The sequence below is a fragment of the Motilibacter rhizosphaerae genome (assembly GCF_004216915.1).
In the GTDB taxonomy this organism is placed as follows: domain Bacteria; phylum Actinomycetota; class Actinomycetes; order Motilibacterales; family Motilibacteraceae; genus Motilibacter; species Motilibacter rhizosphaerae.
Window position 1 is genome coordinate 269,460 of sequence record NZ_SGXD01000003.1, and the last position, 20,065, is coordinate 289,524.

20 protein-coding genes, 2 tRNA genes and 1 riboswitch are annotated in these 20,065 nt (G+C 73.5%); of the genes, 5 read left to right on the forward strand and 17 right to left on the reverse strand.

Translation table 11 applies throughout. From position 1 onward, the window contains the following. Positions 1–259: 259 nt before the first annotated feature. On the reverse strand, positions 260–859 hold the full coding sequence (gene leuD, locus EV189_RS12035) for a 3-isopropylmalate dehydratase small subunit (protein ID WP_130493209.1): 600 nt from the start codon (positions 857–859) through the stop codon (positions 260–262). Between the two features lie 47 nt (positions 860–906). Beyond that, entirely contained in the window at positions 907–2,343 is a 1,437-nt protein-coding gene (gene leuC / locus EV189_RS12040) for a 3-isopropylmalate dehydratase large subunit (protein ID WP_130493210.1), read from the reverse strand. A gap of 94 nt (positions 2,344–2,437) precedes the next feature. Between leuC and EV189_RS12045 the strand changes: the two genes are divergently transcribed. Further along, positions 2,438–3,154 (forward strand): IclR family transcriptional regulator, encoded by a 717-nt coding sequence (locus EV189_RS12045; RefSeq protein ID WP_130493211.1) that lies wholly within the window; start codon positions 2,438–2,440, stop codon positions 3,152–3,154. Between the two features lie 359 nt (positions 3,155–3,513). Here the strand turns inward: EV189_RS12045 and EV189_RS12050 are convergent. The 7 genes from EV189_RS12050 to cimA all read right to left on the reverse strand — a co-directional run bounded on the left by EV189_RS12050 (position 3,514) and on the right by cimA (position 9,182). Next, positions 3,514–3,586, reverse strand: a tRNA-Glu gene (locus EV189_RS12050). 47 nt (positions 3,587–3,633) lie between these two features. Next, positions 3,634–3,705, reverse strand: a tRNA-Gln gene (locus tag EV189_RS12055). A gap of 84 nt (positions 3,706–3,789) precedes the next feature. Further along, on the reverse strand, positions 3,790–4,491 hold the full coding sequence (locus tag EV189_RS12060) for an HAD family hydrolase (RefSeq protein ID WP_130493212.1): 702 nt from the start codon (positions 4,489–4,491) through the stop codon (positions 3,790–3,792). Further along, positions 4,491–5,957 carry a glutamate--tRNA ligase gene (gltX, locus tag EV189_RS12065; protein ID WP_130493213.1) on the reverse strand — a complete coding sequence of 489 codons (1,467 nt, stop codon included), beginning with the start codon at positions 5,955–5,957 and terminating at the stop codon, positions 4,491–4,493. The genes EV189_RS12060 and gltX overlap by 1 nt, the downstream gene beginning before the upstream one ends. Then, the gene (locus EV189_RS12070; protein ID WP_130493214.1) at positions 5,950–6,732 is read right to left on the reverse strand and encodes a fumarylacetoacetate hydrolase family protein; all 783 of its coding nucleotides are present in this window, start codon (positions 6,730–6,732) and stop codon (positions 5,950–5,952) included. Before EV189_RS12070 ends, gltX begins: the two co-directional genes overlap by 8 nt. Before the next feature lie 47 nt (positions 6,733–6,779). Further along, a complete protein-coding gene (locus EV189_RS12075; protein WP_130493215.1) occupies positions 6,780–7,364 on the reverse strand; it encodes a collagen-like triple helix repeat-containing protein in 585 nt (194 codons plus the stop codon). A gap of 207 nt (positions 7,365–7,571) precedes the next feature. Continuing rightward, positions 7,572–9,182, reverse strand: coding sequence for a citramalate synthase (cimA, locus tag EV189_RS12080; protein WP_130493216.1), 1,611 nt, complete (start codon positions 9,180–9,182; stop codon positions 7,572–7,574). 206 nt (positions 9,183–9,388) lie between these two features. On the opposite strand from cimA, the gene EV189_RS12085 reads away from it, so the two are divergent. Together EV189_RS12085 and EV189_RS12090 are read left to right on the forward strand one after the other, a co-directional pair. Continuing rightward, complete coding sequence (locus EV189_RS12085) at positions 9,389–10,360, forward strand: LacI family DNA-binding transcriptional regulator (RefSeq protein ID WP_130493217.1); 972 nt, start codon at positions 9,389–9,391, stop codon at positions 10,358–10,360. Then, positions 10,357–10,623: a SemiSWEET family sugar transporter gene (locus EV189_RS12090; RefSeq protein WP_130493218.1), complete on the forward strand. Its 267-nt coding sequence runs from the start codon at positions 10,357–10,359 to the stop codon at positions 10,621–10,623. Before EV189_RS12085 ends, EV189_RS12090 begins: the two co-directional genes overlap by 4 nt. A gap of 3 nt (positions 10,624–10,626) precedes the next feature. Here EV189_RS12090 and EV189_RS12095 read toward each other — a convergent pair whose 3' ends face one another. From EV189_RS12095 to thiM, 8 genes are all read right to left on the reverse strand, one after another. After that, a complete protein-coding gene (locus EV189_RS12095; RefSeq protein ID WP_130493219.1) occupies positions 10,627–11,715 on the reverse strand; it encodes a branched-chain amino acid aminotransferase in 1,089 nt (362 codons plus the stop codon). Positions 11,716–11,749: 34 nt separating this feature from the next. Next, complete coding sequence (locus EV189_RS12100) at positions 11,750–12,307, reverse strand: hypothetical protein (protein ID WP_130493220.1); 558 nt, start codon at positions 12,305–12,307, stop codon at positions 11,750–11,752. A gap of 50 nt (positions 12,308–12,357) precedes the next feature. Beyond that, a complete protein-coding gene (locus EV189_RS12105) occupies positions 12,358–13,398 on the reverse strand; it encodes a 3-isopropylmalate dehydrogenase (RefSeq protein WP_130493221.1) in 1,041 nt (346 codons plus the stop codon). Positions 13,399–13,834: 436 nt separating this feature from the next. After that, on the reverse strand, positions 13,835–14,503 hold the full coding sequence (locus EV189_RS12110) for a lysophospholipid acyltransferase family protein (protein ID WP_130493222.1): 669 nt from the start codon (positions 14,501–14,503) through the stop codon (positions 13,835–13,837). 61 nt (positions 14,504–14,564) lie between these two features. Beyond that, positions 14,565–16,151, reverse strand: a complete 1,587-nt coding sequence (gene serA / locus EV189_RS12115) for a phosphoglycerate dehydrogenase (protein ID WP_130493223.1) — start codon at positions 16,149–16,151, stop codon at positions 14,565–14,567. A gap of 55 nt (positions 16,152–16,206) precedes the next feature. Continuing rightward, positions 16,207–17,025, reverse strand: a complete 819-nt coding sequence (gene thiD / locus EV189_RS12120; protein ID WP_130493224.1) for a bifunctional hydroxymethylpyrimidine kinase/phosphomethylpyrimidine kinase — start codon at positions 17,023–17,025, stop codon at positions 16,207–16,209. Beyond that, positions 17,022–17,660: a thiamine phosphate synthase gene (gene thiE, locus EV189_RS12125; protein WP_130493225.1), complete on the reverse strand. Its 639-nt coding sequence runs from the start codon at positions 17,658–17,660 to the stop codon at positions 17,022–17,024. The genes thiD and thiE overlap by 4 nt, the downstream gene beginning before the upstream one ends. Then, positions 17,657–18,463 carry a hydroxyethylthiazole kinase gene (thiM, locus tag EV189_RS12130; RefSeq protein ID WP_130493226.1) on the reverse strand — a complete coding sequence of 269 codons (807 nt, stop codon included), beginning with the start codon at positions 18,461–18,463 and terminating at the stop codon, positions 17,657–17,659. Before thiM ends, thiE begins: the two co-directional genes overlap by 4 nt. A gap of 2 nt (positions 18,464–18,465) precedes the next feature. Next, a riboswitch (TPP riboswitch) is annotated at positions 18,466–18,561 on the reverse strand. Positions 18,562–18,675: 114 nt separating this feature from the next. Here thiM and EV189_RS12135 point away from each other — a divergent pair. Then, positions 18,676–19,197: a hypothetical protein gene (locus EV189_RS12135; protein WP_130493227.1), complete on the forward strand. Its 522-nt coding sequence runs from the start codon at positions 18,676–18,678 to the stop codon at positions 19,195–19,197. A 65-nt stretch (positions 19,198–19,262) separates the two neighbouring features. Further along, positions 19,263–19,961: a PadR family transcriptional regulator gene (locus EV189_RS12140; RefSeq protein ID WP_130493228.1), complete on the forward strand. Its 699-nt coding sequence runs from the start codon at positions 19,263–19,265 to the stop codon at positions 19,959–19,961. The last annotated feature ends 104 nt before the right edge of the window (positions 19,962–20,065 follow it).

The following is a 20,065-nucleotide window of genomic DNA, read 5'->3' on the forward strand; positions in this document are numbered from 1 at the left end:
TGTGGAGCCGATGGCTCGTTTCCCGCTGACGGTAGGGCGGAAACGGCGCGAGCACAACGACCGCACCGGCGTTTCTCGCTCGGATGAGCCGAAAAAGCCCCCGGAAGAGCAGGAAACCGCCCCGAGAAGGCGTCCGGAAGTGCGACTGGCCACTCGAGAAAGGCCCTCGGGAGAGGCGCTTTCGGATCCCCGATCGTCAGGGAGACGACGCTGCCCCGCCCGGAGGAGCCGGGCGGGGCAGGCGGCGGAGCGGGTACGGCTAGCCGAGGACGGGCAGCGTGCGCGGCTTCCACGAGGGGCGGGACTCCTCGAAGGCCGTGATCTCGTCGGCGTGCCGGAGGGTGAGGTCGACGTCGTCCAGCCCCTCGAGCAGGCGCCAACGGCCGTAGTCGTCGACGTCGAAGTCCGCGACGAGCTCGCCGGCGCGGATCTGCTTGGCCTGCAGGTCGACCGTCACCTCGGTGGTGGGGTCGGCCTCGACGATGTCCCACAGCCGCTCGACGACGGACTGGTCGACCTGTGCGGTGAGGAGTCCCTGCTTCAGCGAGTTGCCGCGGAAGATGTCCGCGAACCGCGAGGAGATGACCACGCGGAAGCCGTAGTCGTTGAGCGCCCAGACCGCGTGCTCGCGCGAGCTGCCGGTGCCGAAGTCGGGGCCGGCGACGAGCACCGTGCCCGTGGCGAAGCGCGGGTCGTTGAGGACGAACTCGGGGTCCTGGCGCCAGGCGGAGAACAGCGCGTCCTCGAAGCCGGTGCGCGTGACCCGCTTGAGGAAGACGGCAGGGATGATCTGGTCGGTGTCGACGTTGCTGCGGCGCAGCGGGACCGCTGTGCCGGTGTGCACGGTGAAGGCTCGCATCGGTTCGCTCCTAGGAAGCGCGGGAGAGGAGGGGTTCGGCGGGGCGCTCAGGCGCCGACGGGGACGGGCGCCGGCTGGAGGTCGGCCGGTGCGGCCAGTCGCCCGGTGACCGCCGTCGCCGCCGCCACCTGCGGGGAGACGAGGTGCGTACGGCCCCCGGCCCCCTGGCGGCCCTCGAAGTTGCGGTTGCTCGTCGAGGCGCTGCGCTCACCGGGAGCGAGCTTGTCGGGGTTCATGGCGAGGCACATCGAGCACCCCGCCCCGCGCCACTCGGCTCCAGCGGCGGAGAACACGCGGTCCAGCCCCTCCTCCTCGGCCTGCTGCTTGACGAGGACCGACCCCGGGACGACCAGCATCCGGACGCCGTCGGCCACGCGCCGGCCCTCGAGGACCTGCGCTGCAGCGCGGAGGTCCTCGATGCGCCCGTTGGTGCACGAGCCGAGGAACACCGTGTCCACGGCGATCTCGCGCAGCGGGGTGCCGGGCTGCAGGCCCATGTAGTCCAGCGCCCGCTGGGCGGCCTGGCGCTGCTGCTCGTCGGTGAAGTCGGCCGGGTCCGGGACGCTGGCGGACAGCGGCAGGCCCTGGCCCGGGTTGGTGCCCCAGGTGACGAACGGCGCGAGGTCCGCGGCCTGCAGCACGACCTCGCGGTCGAAGACGGCGTCGTCGTCGGTGACGAGCTGGCGCCAGCTCTCCACCGCGGCGTCCCAGTCCGCGCCCTGCGGAGCGTGCGGACGGCCCTGCAGGTAGGCGAAGGTCGTCTCGTCGGGGGCGATCATGCCGGCGCGGGCCCCGGCCTCGATCGACATGTTGCAGATGGTCATGCGGCCCTCCATGGAGAGCGCGCGGATCGCCTCGCCGCGGTACTCCAGGACGTGGCCCTGGCCCCCGCCGGTCCCGATCTTCGCGATGACCGCGAGGATGATGTCCTTCGCCGTGACGCCGTCGGGCAGCTCGCCCTCGACGGTGATGGCCATCGTCTTGAACGGCTTGAGCGGCAGGGTCTGCGTGGCCAGGACGTGCTCGACCTCGCTGGTGCCGATGCCGAAGGCGAGCGCACCGAAGGCGCCGTGGGTGCTCGTGTGGGAGTCGCCGCAGACGACGGTCGCGCCCGGCTGGGTGAGGCCCAGCTGCGGGCCGATGACGTGGACGATGCCCTGGCCCTGGTCGCCCATGGGGTGCAGGCGGATGCCGAACTCCTCGCAGTTGCGGCGCAGGGTCTCGACCTGCGTTCGCGAGACGAGGTCGGCGATGGGCGCCCCCTCGGTGACCGACGGGCCGAAGGTCGGCACGTTGTGGTCCTCGGTGGCGATGGTGAGGTCGGGCCGGCGCACCTGGCGCCCGGCGAGCCGGAGCCCGTCGAACGCCTGCGGGCTCGTCACCTCGTGCACCAGGTGCAGGTCGATGTAGAGCAGGTCGGGCTCGCCCTCGGCGCTCCGCACGACGTGCGACTCCCAGACCTTCTCCGCCAGCGTCTTGCCCATCGCGGCACTCCTTCCGGTCGAGCCGTCGGCGCCGTACCGACGACTCCGTCCCATCGACTTGCCATCTCGTCACCTGAGACGGCAATCTTGCTTCATGGACAAGGGTAGCGGAGTCGGCGTACTCGACAAAGCGGCGTCGGTGCTCAACGCCCTGGAGTCGGGTCCGATGACCCTCGCCGCGCTGGTCGCGGCCACCGGGCTGGCCCGGCCGACGGCGCACCGGCTGGCCGTCGCACTGGAGCACCACCGGCTGGTGTCACGGGACATCTCGGGCAGGTTCGTGCTCGGGCCGCGGTGCGGCGAGCTCGCGGCAGCGGCGGGCGAGGACCGGCTGGTCGCGGTCGCCGGGCCCGTGCTGACCGCGCTGCAGGAGCAGACCGGGGAGAGCACGCAGGTCTACCGGCGCCAGGGGGACAACCGCGTCTGCGTCGCTGCGGTCGAGCGTGCCGTCGGCCTGCGCGACAGCATCCCCGTGGGTACGGCGCTGAGCATGGCGGCAGGGTCCGCGGCCCAGGTGCTGCTGGCCTGGGAGGAGCCCGAGCGGATGCACAAGGGGCTGCGCGGCGCGAAGTTCACCGCGCCGAACCTCGCCGCCGTCCGCCGCAGGGGCTGGGCGGCCTCGGTCGGGGAGCGCGAGGCCGGCGTCGCGTCGGTCTCCGCACCCGTACGCGGTCCCGGCGCGAAGGTCGTCGCCGCGGTGAGCATCTCCGGCCCCATCGAGCGGCTCACGCGCCAGCCCGGCCGCCTGCACGCGCCCGCCCTGCTCGCGGCCGCGGCGCGGCTGTCCGAGGCGCTGACCCGCCCGTCCTGACTCCCCCGTGGCATGCAGGTCCTGGGGCGTCCGGACGTGGCCGCGGGGAACGTGGTCGCAGGGCGTCAGCCCCAGGACGTGCATGATCACGAACCTCCAAGGGTTGCCGTGATCATGCAGATCCTGGAGCTCCGAGCCCGGTCTCGGGCCATGGCTGCAGGACGCGGCTCTGGTGCGCAACCCCCAGCACGCGGCCCAGGACGTGCATGATCACGGGAGTCTGTCGTCGCGGTGATCATGCAGATCCTGAGCCCCAGGACGTGCATGATCACGAGAGGGGGCGGCGACAGGGGCGGGCGCGTACCACGGGAACGACGAAGGCCCGCACCTCGGCAGAGGTGCGGGCCTTGGCCGCTCGGTAGCCCCGACGGGATTCGAACCCGCGCTACCGCCTTGAGAGGGCGGCGTGCTAGGCCACTACACAACGGGGCCGTGCCTGGACATCGACGTGGATCAGATCCCGTGCCGACGACCCGGAGCTGGGGTACCAGGACTCGAACCTAGACTAGCTGAACCAGAATCAGCCGGGCTGCCAATTACCCCATACCCCAATGCGCTCAGGCTCGACCTCTCGGCCGCCCCTGACCACGAGGAAGAACTGTACCGGACGCGGCCGGGTGATGCGAACCAGCAGGTCAGCCGACGAGGGCCAGCAGCTCGGGCAGCGCGCCGATCCGGACGACACCCGCGGGCAGCTCGCGCTCCCGGCCGCGCCGGTCGAGCCACACCCCGACGAGCCCGGCGTCGCGGGCGCCGACGGCGTCGGTGCGCAGCCGGTCCCCGACGTACGCGGTGGTGGCCGGGTCGCTCCCCAGCTGCCGGCAGCCGGCGAGGAAGGCCTCCGGGTGCGGCTTGGCGGGCAGCCCGCCCTCCGCGGGGCACAGCACGACATCGAACCGCTCGCCGAGCCCGACGCGCGAGAGCTTGGCCAGCAGGTTGGCCGTCTCGTTGTTGCTGATGACGCCCGTGGGGACGCCGAGCGCGTCGAGGGTCTCGAGGGTGTCGGCGAAGACCTCCGTCGTCGCGTCGAACGCCTGCCGGTAGCCCTCGAACCACGCGTCGAGCTGCTCGTCGCTCACCTCGGGCAGCTCGAGCCAGCGCAGGACGTCGCGGACGCGCTCGCGGCGCTGCCCCTGCCACGTCAGCTCGCCCGCGAGGTAGCGCGTGTAGTGCAGCTCCTCCAGCCGCCGCCACTCCTCGACGGCGCGCTGCTGGATCTCCGCGTCGAGGTCGGGGAGCACCGAGCCGAGCTTGGCGAGGAAGCCGCGGACGACGGCCCCGCTGTGGTCGACGAGGGTGTCGTCGACGTCGAACAGGACCGCCGTGACGCGGGCCATCAGCCGAGCGAGGCGCGCGCGGCGCGCAGCCGGGACAGCGAGGACTCCCGGCCGAGCAGCTCCATCGACTCGAACAGCGGCGGCGAGACGCGGCGGCCGGTCACGGCGACGCGTACGGGGCCGAAGGCGTTCTTCGGCTTAAGCCCCAGCCCGTCGACGAGCGCGGCGCGCAGGGCGGCCTCGATCGCCGCAGTGTCCCACTCCCCCAGGGCCTCGAGCGCGGACGCCGCGGCGTCGAGCACGGCAGCGTCGAGCTGGCCGCGGGCGTCCTCGGCGACGACGACCTCGTCGGTGAACAGGAACCCGGTCATCGCGGAGACCTGCGCCAGCAACGTCACGCGCTCCTGCACCAGCGGGGTCGCGCCGTCGAGGAGCCGCTGCTGCTCAGCAGTGGGCGGGTCGGCGACGTACCCGTCGAGCTGGAGCTGGCGGGCGGCCCGCACCGCGAAGTCCTCCGGCGCGAGGCGGCGGATCCACTCCGCGTTGATGGCCTCGCACTTCTTGAGGTCGAAGCGCGCGGGGTTGGGGTTGACGCGGCTGATGTCGAACGCCTCGACCATCTCGGCGAGGGAGAAGACGTCGTGGTCGTCGGCGATCGACCAGCCCAGCAGAGCCAGGTAGTTCAGCAGCCCCTCGGGGATGAAGCCCGCGTCCCGGTAGTAGCCGATCGCGGACTGCGGGTCGCGCTTGGAGAGCTTCTTGTTGCCCTCGCCCATGACGTAGGGCAGGTGGCCGAACAGCGGAGGCTCACCGCTGCCGACGCCGATCTGCCCGAGCGCGCGGTAGAGCGCGAGCTGGCGAGGCGTCGAGGAGAGCAGGTCCTCGCCGCGGAGCACGTGGGTGATGCCCATGAGCACGTCGTCGACGGGGTTGACCAGCGGGTAGAGCGGCGAGCCGTCACCGCGCACGATGACGAAGTCCGGCACGCTGCCTGCTGCGAAGCGCACCTCGCCGCGCACCAGGTCGTCGAAGACGAGGTCCTCGTCGGGCATCCGCAGGCGCAGGACGGGGGTCCGCCCCTCCGCGCGGTACGCGGCGGCCTGCTCCGCGCTCGTCCCGCGGTCGGCGCCGTCGTAGCCGAGCTTCGGGTCCTGGCCGGCCGCCCGGCGGCGCGCCTCGACCTCCTCGGGCGTCGAGAACGACTCGTACGCGAGCCCTGCCTCGAGCAGCCGGCGCGCGACGTCGGCGTAGAGGTCCATCCGCTGCGACTGGCGGTAGGGCGCGTGCGGGCCGCCGACCTCGGGGCCCTCGTCCCAGTCCAGACCGAGCCAGCGCAACGTGTCCAGGAGGGCGTCGTACGACTCCTCGGAGTCGCGTGCGGCATCGGTGTCCTCGATGCGGAAGACGAAGGTGCCGCCTACGTGACGGGCCCAGGCCCAGTTGAACAGCGCGGTGCGGACCAGGCCGACGTGCGGGTTGCCCGTCGGGGACGGGCAGAAGCGGACGCGGATCGGGCTGTCAGGCACGGGCCACCACCCTGTTGCTCAGCGTGCCGATGCCCTCGATGGACACCGCCACCTCGTCGCCCTCGTCGATGCGGCCGACGCCGGCAGGAGTGCCGGTGAGGATGACGTCGCCGGGGAGCAGCGTGAACGCCGCGGAGACCAGGGCCACCAGTTCGGAGACCCCTGTCAGCAGGTCCGCCGTGGTGCCGTCCTGGCGCACCTCGCCGTTGACGGTCGCGCTGATCCGCAGGTCCGCGGGATCGACGGTCGTGTCGATCCACGGCCCCAGCGGGCAGTACGTGTCGGCGCCCTTGGCCCGCGCCCACTGCCCGTCGGACTTCTGCAGGTCGCGGTCGGTCACGTCGTTGCCGCACGTGAACCCGAGGATCACCTCGTGCGCGCGGGCGACGGGCACGTCGCGGCAGAGCCGCCCGATGACGATGGCGAGCTCGGCCTCGTGGTGGACCTCGCCGTGCCCGTGCGGCAGCGAGATCGACTCCTGCGGGCCGATGACCGACGTGCTCGGCTTGAGGAAGATCGGCGGCACCGGAGGCGCTTCGCCGCCCATCTCGCGCGCGTGCTCGGCGTAGTTCTTGCCGACGCCGACGACCTTGCTGGGCAGGACGGGCGCCAGCAGCCGGACCTCGGAGAGGTGGGTCGGCTCGCCGGCGAGCTGGAAGGGCGCGAACGGGTGCCCGGCGATCGCCGTCACCGACAGGGAGTCCGGCTGGGCCGGGTCGCCGTCGATCACGCCGAAGGACACCGCGTCGCCACGGGAGAACCTCGCGATACGCACCCCGGAAGGCTAGTCGGTGCGCGCGTCCCTCCGTCGGCCGCCGGCGCTCAGGAGGCGGCGAGGGTGACGCAGACGGCGTACGCGGTCACCGTGATGGTCACGCTCGAGGTGTTCTTCATGACGCTGGTCCAGGTCGTCGCACCGTTGGGGTACGAGTCCGAGATCGTGCCGAGGCCGTTGGTCTGCCCGCCACCACCGACCGCCACCTCGTTGGTGCCGAGGCAGTTGGCGTTGATGCTGATGGACTGCCCGGCCGGCAGCGGGTCGGGCTGGGTGACGACGCGCCGGCTCGTGAGACCGGGGTCGCCCTTGGGGCCGGGCGACCCCGTGGGCCCGGGCGAGCCGACCGGTCCGCGGCTCCCCTGCGGTCCCGGCACGCCCTGCGGCCCCGGGACTCCTGCAGGACCCGCGGGCCCCGCCGGCCCGCTCGGGCCGGGCTTGGCGCTCGTGCCGACCGTCTCGAGCGTGGTGCCCTTCGCGCAGCGGTTGCGGACGGGGGCGGTGACCGCGTGGGTCTTCGTGCTCACGCAGACCTTCGTGAGCGCGGGGGTGCGCGACGTGGCCGCCGCCACGCCGCTGCCGACGACGAGCGCGGTGGTGACGAGGGCGGGCACGACGAGCGAGTTCCTCATGGGAGCAGGCTGTCGTACTCGGTGGCGCAGCGGAAGGCCGCGTGCGCGATGGGGCGGGCCGCGCGGACGGAACAGGGGCACCCAGTGCCGCTCGGAGCAGCACTGGGGCACCCCGTTCGGTGCGGGCCCGAGCGAACGGGGGCACCTAGTCGCACTCCGAGCGCTACTGGGTGCCCTTGTTCGCAAAAGGGGCCAGGCCAGCCGGGGTCAGCCCGCCGCCGGGACCCCCGCGCGCAGCAGCCCGAACGACAGCGCGTCGACCAGCGCCTCCCACGAGGCCTGGATGATGTTCGCCCCCACGCCCACCGTCGTCCAGGTCTCGCCGCGCTCGTCGCTCGTCGTGATGAGCACGCGGGTCAGCGCGCCCGTGCCCGTGCCGTTGCCGGCGTCGACGATGCGCACCTTGTAGTCGACGAGCTCGAACCCGTCCAGGACGGGGTACGCGGTGCGCAGCGCCTGCCGGAGGCCCGCGTCGAGCGCGTTGACGGGGCCGTTGCCCTCGCCGATCGCCGCGTGCCGCGCTCCCCCGGCGTGCACCTTGACCGTCGCCTCGGCGACGACGGCCTCGGAGTGCGCGTTGCCGCGGGAGTCCACGGCGACGCGCCACGACTCGACGTCGAACCAGCTGCGGCGCCTGCCCTCCACCTCCTCGAGCAGCAGCAGTTCGAAGCTCGCGTCGGCGGCCTCGAAGGTGTAGCCCTGCGCCTCCATCGCCTTGACCCGGTCGGTCAGCCGGGTGACGAGCACGCGGTCGCCCGACAGGTCGTAGCCGAGCTCGCGGCCCTTGAGCTCGACGCTGGCGCGGCCGGCCATCTCGGAGACGAGCAGGCGCATGTCGTTGCCGACGTAGGACGGGTCGGTGTGCTGGTAGAGGTCGGGGTCGACCTTGATGGCGCTGGCGTGCAGGCCGGCCTTGTGCGCGAACGCGCTGCTGCCGACGTAGGGCTGCCGGGCGTACGGCGGGATGTTGGTGATCTCGCTGACGGCGTGCGCGACCCGCGTCGCCTCCACCAACCCCGTTCCCTGCAGCAGCTTCATGCGCTTCTTGAGCTCGAGGTTGGCCACGATCGTCACGAGGTCGGCGTTGCCGGTGCGCTCGCCGTAGCCGTTGAGCGTCCCCTGCACGTGCGTCGCCCCCGCCTCGACGGCGGCGAGCGTGTTCGCGACCGCGCAGCCGGCGTCGTTGTGGCAGTGGATGCCGAGCTTCGCGGCGCTGCCCTGGAGGACCGCGTGCACCGTGTCGGTCAGCTCGTCGGGCAGCAGGCCGCCGTTGGTGTCGCAGAGCGCCACGACCTCGGCGCCGGACTCGGCTGCGACGCGGACGAACTCCAGGGCGTACTGCGGGTCGTAGCGGTAGCCGTCGAAGAAGTGCTCGGCGTCGACGAAGACCCGCCGTCCCTCCGCGCGCAGGTGCGTCACGGTGTCGCGCAGCATCGCCAAGCCCTCGGCGAGGTCGGTGCGCAGCGCCTTCTCCACGTGCAGCGCGTGGGACTTCGCGACGAGCGTCACGACCGGGGCCTGCGAGTCGCGCAGGGCGGCGACCAGCGGGTCGTCGGCGGCGCGTACGCCCGCCCTCCGCGTCGAGCCGAAGGCCGCGAGCGTCGCGTGCCGGAGCTCGAGCTCGGTCTGCGCACGGCGGAAGAACTCCGTGTCCTTCGGGCTCGCACCGGGCCAGCCGCCCTCGATGAAGCCGACGCCGAGGTCGTCGAGGTGCCGCGCGATCGCCAGCTTGTCGGCGACGGTGAGCGCGAGGCCCTCCTGCTGCGCGCCGTCGCGCAGCGTCGTGTCGTAGACCTGGAAGTCGTCGACCGGGCTCATGGGGGTCCTTCGGATCTGAGGGCGACAGGGGCTGGAAAAGCAAAAGACCCCCCGCGGGTGCGAGAGGTCTGCGCGCTGGCGGGGAGCCGGCGCGCCTAGCCAATGATCTCCGTCGAGGCGGACATGCCGACCAGTCTGCCACAGCGGCCCGAGCGCGATCGCGGGAGGGGCTGCACGGACGTGGGTTGTATGGATACAGTAAGCGCATGGCCAGGATCACGCTCGACGACGTCGCCCGCGAGGCGGGCGTCTCGCGCATGACCGTGTCCAACACGTACGGCTACCCCGAGCGCGTCGCCCCCGCCACCCGCGAGCGGGTGCTGCACGCCGCCAGCACGCTCGGCTACGGCGGTCCCAGCGCGGTCGGCCGCACCCTGCGGCGCGGGTCGACCGGCGTGCTGGGGCTGCTGCTCAACGAGGCCCTGCCGTACGCCTTCACCGACCCGGGCACCTCGTCGTTCATGCGCGGCCTCGCCGAGGAGGCTGCCGCCCAGGAGCTGTCGCTGCAGATCGTCCAGGCCGTGGGAGACCGCGCGCGCACCCGCGTGATGGACAGCGCGGTCGACGCGTTCGTCGCGCTCGCGCTCGAGGAGGACGACCCGGGGCTCGCCGCGGTCCTCGACCGGCGCATCCCGCTGGTCACGCTCGGCAGCCCGGCACTGCCCGGCGTCCCGCACCTCGGCGTGGACAACCTCGCGGGGGCGCGCGCGGCCGCCGAGCACGCCGTGGGCCTCGGCTACGAGCGGTTCGTGGTCCTCGTCTGGGAGCTGGGCGCGGGCGTGGCCCGCGAGCGCCTCCAGGGCTACCGCGCGGCGCTGCCCGTGGAGCCCGAGGTCCTCCGCTGCCGCGGCAACACCCGCGCCGAGGGCCGCGCGACCGCTGCGCGGCTGCTCGACACGATGGGCGACCGACGTACGGCCGTGCTGGCGGCGACCGACGTCCTCGCCCTCGGCGTCCTCGCCGCCGCCCGCGACCGCGGGGTCAGCGTCCCCGACCGGCTCGGCGTCGTCGGCTTCGACGACGTCGAGGAGGCCGCGACGAGCGGCCCCAGCCTCACCACCGTCCACCAGGACCTCGCCGAGCAGGGCCGGGAGTGCGTGCTGCGCCTCGCCGGCCTGCTCGCCACCCCCACCGCACCCGCCCCGCACCACCTCGTCGCCAGGGAGAGCACGTCATGACCCTCGCCACCCTCGGCCTGCTCGCCGGCGCCCTCACCACGGGCGCCTGGCTGCCCCAGCTGCTGCGCACGTGGCGGCGGGGCAGCGCGGAGGACATCTCCTGGCCGTACCTGCTGGTGTTCGGCAGCGGCGTCGTCGGCTGGCTGGTCTACGGCGTGCTGCAGCGCGACGTCGCGATCTGCGCCGCCAACGGGCTCACGCTCGCCCTCCTCAGTGGTCTCGTGGCACTGAAGGCGGGCGTGCTCATGCGGGTGCGCGCGTAGCGCTCAGCCGATGCGGTGCATCCAGCCGTGCGGGTCGGGCGCCGCGCCGTGCTGGATGTCGAGCAGCGCCTGGCGCAGCTGCAGGGCCACCGGCCCGGAACCGCCGTCGCCGACGCTCCACTCCCCCGCCGCCGACTTCACCTGGCCGACGGGCGTGATGACCGCCGCGGTGCCGCAGGCGAAGACCTCGCTGATCGCGCCCGAGGCGTTGCCCTCGCGCCACTCCTCGGTGGAGATGCGCCGCTCCTCGACCGCGTAGCCGAGGTCGCCCGCCAGCGTCAGCAGGCTGTCGCGGGTGATGCCGGGGAGCAGTGTGCCGGTCAGCTCGGGCGTGACGATGCGCGCGTCCGAGCCCGTGCCGTAGACGAAGCAGAGGTTCATGCCGCCCATCTCCTCGACCCAGCGGTGCTCTGCCGCGTCGAGCCAGACGACCTGGTCGCACCCCTGCGCCGCGGCCTGCTGCTGCGCGATGAGGGACGCGGCGTAGTTGCCGCCGGTCTTGGCCTCGCCGGTGCCGCCGGGTGCGGCCCGGGTGAACTCCGTCGACAGCCAGACCGTCACGGGGTGCACGCCGCGGGGGAAGTACGCGCCGACCGGCGAGGCGATGAGCAGGTAGGAGTACGCCGCGCTCGGCCGCACGCCGAGTCCGACCTCCGTCGCGATGACGAACGGGCGGAGGTAGAGCGCCTGACCGTCCTTCGTCGGCACCCAGTCGAGGTCCTGCTGGACGAGCGCCTCGACCGACTCGAGGAAGAGCTCGTCGGGCAGCTCGGCCATCGCCATGCGACGGGCGCTGCGGCGCAGCCGCTCCGCGTTGGCCTGCGGGCGGAACACCGCGACGCTGCCGTCGGGCTGCCGGTAGGCCTTGAGCCCCTCGAAGATCTCCTGCGCGTAGTGGAAGACCGCCGTGGCCGGGTCCAGCGCGAGCGGGCCGTAGGGCACCAGCTCGCCGTCGTGCCAGCCCTGCGCGCTGTCCCAGCGGATGTGCACCATGTGGTCGGTAAACACCCGGCCGAAACCGGGGTCCTCGAGCAGGGCGGTGCGCTCGGCGGCGCCGAGCGGGTTGCTGGTGGGCTTGCGGACGAGGGCCATGGGGCAACGGTAGCCGCCGGCACCTCGGCGCGTCCTAGCGGAGCGCCCGCTCGAGCGGGTCGTCGCCGCGCACCCGCGCCCGGGCGGCCCAGACCGCCCACGCCTGCGCCCACTCGGCCCGCAGCACGCGCTCCCGGACCGCGGCTCGCTTGGCCTCGGTGACCGCGTCGCGCGGGCCGGTCACCGGCCCGTACGGCTGCTCGTCCTTCCACCGGCGCCAGGCGAGCTGCGCCTGCCGGCTCGACACCCCGCCCTCGAACAGGCTGTAGATGGCCATCTCCTCGGCGGCGCTCACCAGCAGGTCGGCCTCCAGCGCCCACGGCAGCCCGGTGACGGCGTCGACGTGGGCGAGCAGGTCGGCCACCGCCCGCTCGGCCTGCGCCCGGGTCTCGCGGGCGGTCCACGCGCGCTCGGTCACCGCGTCGGCGTGGAGGGCGACGTAGATGACGTCGGGCTTGCGGCCCGGGGCGAGCGGCGCGACGAGGGTGCGCGCGAGCAGGGCGCGGTGCGCGGGGAACCCTCGGGCCCGATGGTCGTCCAGCGGCCGGGTGGTGCCTCGCGCGCGCTTGGGGCCCCAGTGCACCAGCCGCACGAGGACATCGTGCCCTGCTCCGGGTGGGGTACGCCAGCGCGTAGGCCCAGCTAGGCCAGCCGGCCGAGGATCGCCGCGCCCACCTCGTCGGTGCTGCGCTGGGTGCTGCCCCGCTCGGCGACGTCGGCGGCGACGGCGGCCTCGATCCGGCGGGCGGCGTCGGCGTGCCCCAGGTGCTCGAGCAGCAGCGCGACCGACAGGATCGCGGCGGTCGGGTCGGCGATCCCCTTGCCCGCGATGTCGGGCGCGGAGCCGTGGACCGGCTCGAACATGCTGGGCGCCGTACGGTCCGGGTTGACGTTGCCGCTGGCCGCGAGGCCGATGCCACCGGTGACCGCGGCGGCGAGGTCGGTGAGGATGTCGCCGAAGAGGTTGTCGGTGACGATGACGTCGAAGCGCTCGGGCCTGGTCACCATGAAGATCGTGGCGGCATCGACGTGCAGGTAGTCCGTCGTGACGTCGGGGAACTCCGGCGCGACCGCCGCGACCGTGCGCGACCACAGGTGGCCGGCGTGCACGAGCACGTTGTTCTTGTGCACCAGCGTGAGGTGCTTGCGCTCGCGGGCCTGGGCCCGGCGGAAGGCGTCGCGGACGACGCGCTCCACGCCGTACGCCGTGTTGACGCTGACCTCGTTGGCCACCTCGTGCGGCGTGCCGACGCGGATCGCGCCGCCGTTGCCGACGTACGGCCCCTCGGTGCCCTCGCGCACGACGACGAAGTCGATGCTCGGGTTGCCGGCGAGCGGAGTGGTGGAGCCCTCGAACAGCTTGCTGGGGCGCAGGTTCACGTAGTGGTCGAGCTCGAAGCGCAGGCGCAGCAGCAGGCCGCGCTCGAGCACGCCGCTCGGGACGCTCGGGTCGCCGACCGCACCGAGCAGGATCGCGTCGACGCCGCGCAGCTCCTCGAGCACCTTGTCCGGCAGCGTCTCGCCGGTCGCGTGGTAGCGGCGGGCGCCCAGGTCGTACTCCGTGTATGCCGCGCTCGCCCCCTCCGACGCGAGGACCGCGTCGAGCACCTTCGTGGCCTGCGCGACCACCTCGGGGCCGATGCCGTCGCCGGGGATGGTCGCGATGCGGTAGGTCTGCGTCACGGGGAGGCAGCCTAGTTCGGGCTGTCCAGCATGCGCACAGCCGTCTCGCCATCCGGCCCACCATCACTCCCGTGATCATGCACGTCCTGGGGTCCGGCATCGGCGCTCGCGCCGCCCGCGCTCCCCGTGATCATGCACATCCTGGGCGCGGCGTAGGGGATCCTCCGCTTCCTCCGGCTCGTGATCATGCAGATCCTGGGGGCGCTCGGCTCGCAGCCCACCACCGCGTACGTCGTGATCATGCAGGTCCCGGGCCCTAGGATCTGCATGATCACGACGGAGCGGGAACGGCCGCTTCACGCAAGGACTCCATGATCTGCATGATCACGGGTGACGCGCCCCCGGGATCTGCATGATCACGGGTGGACGCGCCCCCGGGATCTGCATGATCACGGGGAAGGGGCGCCCCAGGATGTGCATGATCACGGGGAAGGGGCTAGACGGCGGCGTCGCTCCCACCGGCGTACGCGTCGGCGCGCTGCTGCCCCGAGAGCGCGGCGATCTCGTCCATGACCCGGTCCGTGAACGCCCGGCGCAGCTCGGCCGGGCTCAGCCCGGGCGGAAGGTCGTCGGCGCACAGCGAGGTGCCGAAGCGCACGGTGATGCGGACGAACCGCGGGACCTTCGCGCCCACCGGCAGCAGCTGGTCGGTCCGCAGCACCGCGACGGGGACGACCGGCGCGCCCGACTCGAGCGCCAGCCACGCGACGCCGGCGCGGCCCTTGTAGAGCCGGCCGTCCCGGGAGCGCGTGCCCTCGGGGTAGATGCCGAACGCCCCGCCCTGCTGCAGCACCTCGAGCGCCGAGTGCAGCGAGCGGGTGGCCGCCGCCGTGTCGTGCCGCTGCACGGGGATCGCCTGCAGCGCCGAGAAGAACGCGCGGGTGAACCACACCCCCTTGCCGGGGCCGGTGAAGTACTCCGCCTTCGCCAGGAAGGCGACGTCCCGCGGCGCCATCAGCGGGATGACGATGCTGTCGAGGAACGACAGGTGGTTGCTGGCGAGGATCACCGGACCCGTCAGCGGCACGTTGTCCCGGCCCTCGACGCGCGGGCGGTAGACCAGCCGCGCGAGCGTCAGCACGGCGCGGACGAGGGGGTAGAGCATCAGCGCTCACCCCGCGGCGAGGGGCGGCGCGGGCGTGCCGCGCCGCCCCTGGGCGACGTCCTCAATCCAGGTCGACGACGCGGCCCGAGGTGGCGCCGATCTCGCTGACGATGCCCTCGAGCACCTTCGCCGGGACCGCGCTGTCGACGGTGAGGGCGACGAGCGCCTCCCCGCCCTGCGCCGCGCGCGCCACCTGCATGCCGGCGATGTTGACCCCGGCCTCGCCGAGGTGCTTGCCGATGACGCCGACCATGCCGGGCCGGTCCTCGTAGCGGAGGAACAGCATGTGGTCCGTGGGCACGACCTCGACGTCGAGACCGTCGACGGCCACGATCTTCTCGACCTGCTTCGGGCCGGTCAGCGTGCCGGAGACGCTGGTCTGCGTCCCGTCGGCCGCCGTCGCCCGCAGCGTCACGAGGTTGCGGTAGTCCGGGCTGGTGCGCTCGGTGACGAGCCGCGTCTCCAGGCCACGCTCCTTCGCGAGGACCGGAGCGTTGACGTACGTCACGGCCTCCTCCACGACGTCGGCGAACAGCCCGCGCAGCGCCGCGAGCTCGAGCACGCGCACGTCCTGCTCGGCGATCTCACCACGGATCTCGACGTCGAGCGACTGCGGCACCGCACCCGTGAGCCCGGAGAGGATCCGGCCGAGCTTCTCGGTCAGCGGGATGCCGGGGCGCACGTCCTCCGCGATGACCCCGCCCTGCACGTTGACCGCGTCGGGCACGAGCTCGCCGGCGAGCGCCAGGCGCACCGACTTCGCGACCGCGATGCCCGCGCGCTCCTGGGCCTCGTCGGTCGAGGCACCGAGGTGCGGGACGCCGACGACCTGCTCGAGGGTCATGAGCGGCGAGTCGGTCGTGGGCTCCTTCGCCCACACGTCGATGCCGGCACCGGCGACGCGGCCGTCGACGATGGCGTCGTAGAGCGCCTTCTCGTCGATGATCCCGCCGCGCGCGGCGTTGACGATGCGCACGCTCGGCTTGACCTTGCGCAGCGCCTCCTCGCCGATGAGGCCGACGGTCTCGGGGGTCTTGGGCAGGTGGATCGTGATGAAGTCCGCCTCGGCCAGCAGCTCGTCGAGGGGAACGAGGCGGGCGCCGATCTGCGCGGCGCGGCCGGCCTGGACGTACGGGTCGTAGGCCAGGACCTTCATCCCGAAGCCGCTCAGCCGCTGCGCGACGAGCACGCCGATGCGGCCGAGACCGACGACGCCCACGGTCTTCTCGAACAGCTCGGCGCCCGTGAACTTCGAGCGCTTCCACTCCCCGGCCTTGAGGCTCCCGTGCGCGGCGGGGATCTTGCGCGCGACCGAGAGGAGCAGGGCGATCGCGAGCTCGGCGGCGCTGACGATGTTGGAGGTCGGCGCGTTGACGACCATCACGCCGGCCTGCGTCGCGGCGGGCACGTCGACGTTGTCGAGGCCGACGCCCGCGCGGGCGATCACCTTGAGGTTCTTGGCGGCGGCGATGGCCTCGGCGTCGACCTTGGTGGCGCTACGGACGAGGATCGCGTCGACGTCCTTGATGGCCTCGAGCAGCTCGCCGCGGTCGGCGCCGTTGCAGGAGCGGGTCTCGAAGTCCGGCCCGAGGGCCTCGAGGGTGGCGGGCGACAGCTCTTCGGCGATGAGGACGACGGGCTTGCTCAAGGGTGAGCTCCTCGGGTGAGGGGGACGGTGCCTCGCTGGACGGTCGGCGGCCACTCTAGCGACGGCCGCGGGAGGGCTCCCACCAGTCGACGAAGTGGTGGACCGGCCCGTGACCGTGCCCCACGCCGAGCCCGTCGGCGGCCGCGATCGCCCGCGTGAGGTACGCCTTCGCCTCCTGGACCGCGTCGCGCAGCGGCACCCCCTGCGCGAGGAGCGCCGCGACCGCCGAGGCGAGGGTGCACCCGGTGCCGTGCGTGTTCGCCGTGTCGACCCGCTGGGCCGCCACGGCCAGCGCGCCGTCGTCGTCCACCAGCACGTCCGTGCTCGTGTCCCCGACGAGGTGCCCGCCCTTGACCAGCACGGCTCCGGCTCCGCTGCGGCGCAGGGCCTCGGCGGCCTCGGGCATCCGCGCCTCGGTCACCTCCGTCCAGCCGAGCAGCGTCGCGGCCTCGGGGAGGTTCGGCGTGACCAGCGTCGCGTGCGGGAGGAGCAGCTCGCGCACGGCGTCGACCGTCTCCTCGCTCACCAGCCGGTCCCCGCTCGTCGCGACCATCACCGGGTCGACCACCAGCACGGGCACGTCGTGGCGCGCGACCGCCTCCGCCACGACCTCGACGACTTCGGGGCTGCCGAGCATCCCGGTCTTGAGCACGGCGACGTCGAGGTCGGAGAGCACGGAGTCCAGCTGCTGCTGCACGAACTCCGCGGGGACCGGGAAGATCCCCTGCACTCCGAGGGTGTTCTGCGCGGTCAGCGCGGTGACCACGGCCGCGGCGTACGCGCCCATCGCCGAGAACGCCTTGAGGTCGGCCTGCATCCCGGCGCCGCCCGAGGGGTCGGAGCCGGCGACGCTGAGCGCGACCGGCGCGCTCACCCGCGCTCCGCGAGCGCGGCGTCGACCGCCTCGCGCAGCTCGCGAGCAGCTGCTGCGGGGTCGGCCGCGGCGACGATGTCCGACACCACCGCTACTCCGGCGGCGCCTGCCAGCACGGCACTCCTGGCCCGCGCCGGCGTGATCCCGCCGATGGCGACGACGGGCAGGGCGAGGCTGCCGGTCACGCGCTCGACCGCCTCGGTGCCGACAGCCGGACCGGTGTCCCGCTTGGTCTGCGTGGCCCACACCGGGCCGACCGCCGCGTAGCTCAGGGCCTCCCAGTGCGCCTCGGGCATCGCCCGACCGCCGCCGAGGCTCGCACCGATGAGCACGTCGGGGCCGAGCAGCGTGCGCGCGAGGTCCGGCGGGGAGTCGGAACTGCCGACGTGCAGGCCGATCCCCAGGGTCTGCGCGACGGAGAGGTGGTCGTTGACGAGCAGCGGGACCCCTGTCCCGTCGAGCAGGCGGAGCAGGGAGCGGGCCCTCCGCTCGACCGCCGCGGGCTCGGCGTCCTTGTCGCGCAGCTGCACGAGGGTGACGCCGCCCGCGACCGCGGCCTCGACGATCTGCTCGAGCGGCCGGTCGCCCCCGAGCCGGGGGTCGGTGACGAGGTAGAGCCGGTACGCGTCGCTCATGCGACCTCCTCGATCTCGACGCCGGTGAAGGAGTCCTGGTCCAGCAGGTGGAGCTCGTCGAGCAGGGCCACGCGCAGCGAGCCCGGCCCGCGGACGCCCTGGGCCGCCCTGCCTCCCGCTGCGGCGAAGACCGCGCAGGCGGCGACGGCGCCGTCGAACGCACCGCCCACCGCGGCGTACGCGCCGGTGACGGCCGTGAGCGCGCACCCGGTGGCGGTGATCCGCGCCATCAGCGGCGAGCCGCCGGTGATGCGGACCAGCCGCTCCCCGTCGGTCACGAGGTCGGTGGGGCCGGTCACGACGACGACCGCGCCGCTGCGTACGGCGAGGCCGCGGGCCGCCTCGAGCGCGGCGTCGACGCTGTCCCCGGCGTCCACTCCCCTGCCCTGCCCGCCGCTGCTCGCGACGCCGGCGAGGCCCGCGAGCGCGAGCACCTCGCTCGCGTTGCCGCGGACGACGGAGGGCCGACGGGCCAGCAGGTCGGTGCAGATCTCGTTGCGCAGCGCGGTCGCGCCGACCGCCACCGGGTCGAGGACCCACGGACGCCCGGCGGCGACCGCGGCGTCGGCCGCGACCTGCATGCCCTCGACCCAGCGGGGCGAGGGGGTCCCGGTGTTGACCGTGAGCGCCGCGGCGATGCCCGCGAACTCGGCCGACTCCGCCGGGTCGGACACCATCGCGGGCGAGGCTCCGACCGCGAGCAGCGCGTTCGCGGCCAGGTCCATCGCGACGTAGTTGGTGATGCACTGGACGAGCGGACCCTGCTCGCGGACAGCGGTCAACAGGTCGGGAACGGCAGCCATGGATCTCCCCTCCGTCGGTCTCCCTGCGCCGGCATGATCCGGATCAGGTGCGGCGGGTATGGCTCTCAGCCCCTCGCGGGGCACCCCGGCCGACGTACGCCGGAAGCCTAGCCGTCACCCGTCCGGGCCTCGATCCCACCCCTGCGGTTGGCCGAGGCAACGACAGCACGTGCACCGACGGGAGGAGCGTCACCTGCGGTGAGGGCTCCCTGATGTTCGGCAAGCCCGCTCCGGGCTGCGTCCCGCTCGTCCGCGCCGCGCTGGCCGCCTCCCTGCCCGTGGGCTACACCGCGGAGCACCAGGCGCTCTGGGAACGCGCGTGGGCCGACGCGCGCGACCCCGAGCTGCGCGAGGACGCCCTCGACGACCACTGCCTGCTCGCGCCCCTGCTCTTCCGGTCGTTCCGCTCGAGCGGGTCCTCCGTCCCCGCGCGCTGGGTCATCGACTGCCTCGGCGCCGGCCGGGCGGTCGCCTCGCTGGAGGCCGGGAGGAGCAGCCCGGGCCCGGAGGAGTCCACGGAGGCGGCCGCGATGGTGCTGAGGGTCGGGGCCTTCTGGGTGCTGCGCCGGATCAGCGAGGAGGTGCACGAGGCCGCGGGCCGCCGGTGCGACGGGCTCGGCGACCCCACCTGCTGCGCGCGCACGCTGCGCGAGGCGACGTTCTGCCTCGGAGCGGGCTACGAGTACGCGCGTACCCGCAAGGGCGTGCCGATCGCGCAGCGGCTGGGCTACTAGCACCTTGACGAAGCTCCCTCCCCGCCGAATACTCGATCCCGAGTAGTCGAGCCGGAGGAGGAGCCGTGGCCCGTCGTCGGGTGTCGAACCCCCTCGCGCTCGCCGTGCTGAGCTGCCTGACCGAGCGGCCCATGCACCCGTACGAGATCTCGACCACGCTGCGCAGCCGCGGCAAGGAGCAGAGCATCAAGCTCAACTACGGCTCGCTCTACTCCGTCGTCGAGTCGCTGACGAAGCACGGGCTCGTCCGCCCGCTGGAGACCGCGCGCGACGGCCGGCGTCCCGAGCGCACCGTCTACGAGATCACCCCCGCCGGCACGGCCGAGTGCGAGGACTGGCTGGCCGAGCTGCTCTCGACCCCGCAGCGGGACTACACCTCACTGGAGGCCGGGCTCTCGCTGCTGCCGCTGCTCGAGCCCGACGAGGTCGCCCGCCTGCTCGACGGCCGCTGCGAGCGGCTGCGCATCGAGATCCGCGCGCTCGACGCGGCGCACGCGGAGACCCAGGAGATGCGGCTGCCGGAGCTCTTCGTCATCGAGAGCCTCTACCGGCTCGCGATGCTGCAGGCCGAGCTCGCCTTCGTCACCGACCTCGCCCGGCGGATCCGCAGCGACGAGCTCGGCGGGTCCGCGGGCTGGCGGCGGATGCACGAGCTGCGCGCGAGCGGCATGAGCTTCGCCGACATCCTCGGCGACCCCGTCGCCACCCTCGGGGAGGAGGCCCGAGCCCTGCAGACCGGCGTGCCGCGGCAGAAGCCGCTGTAGCCGCAGAGAACAAGACCCCTGGCCGGTGCTGGAACACCGGCCAGGGGGATCCCGCGACGGACCGCAGACGACCCGCCCCGAGACGCACGACCAGGGTACGTCCG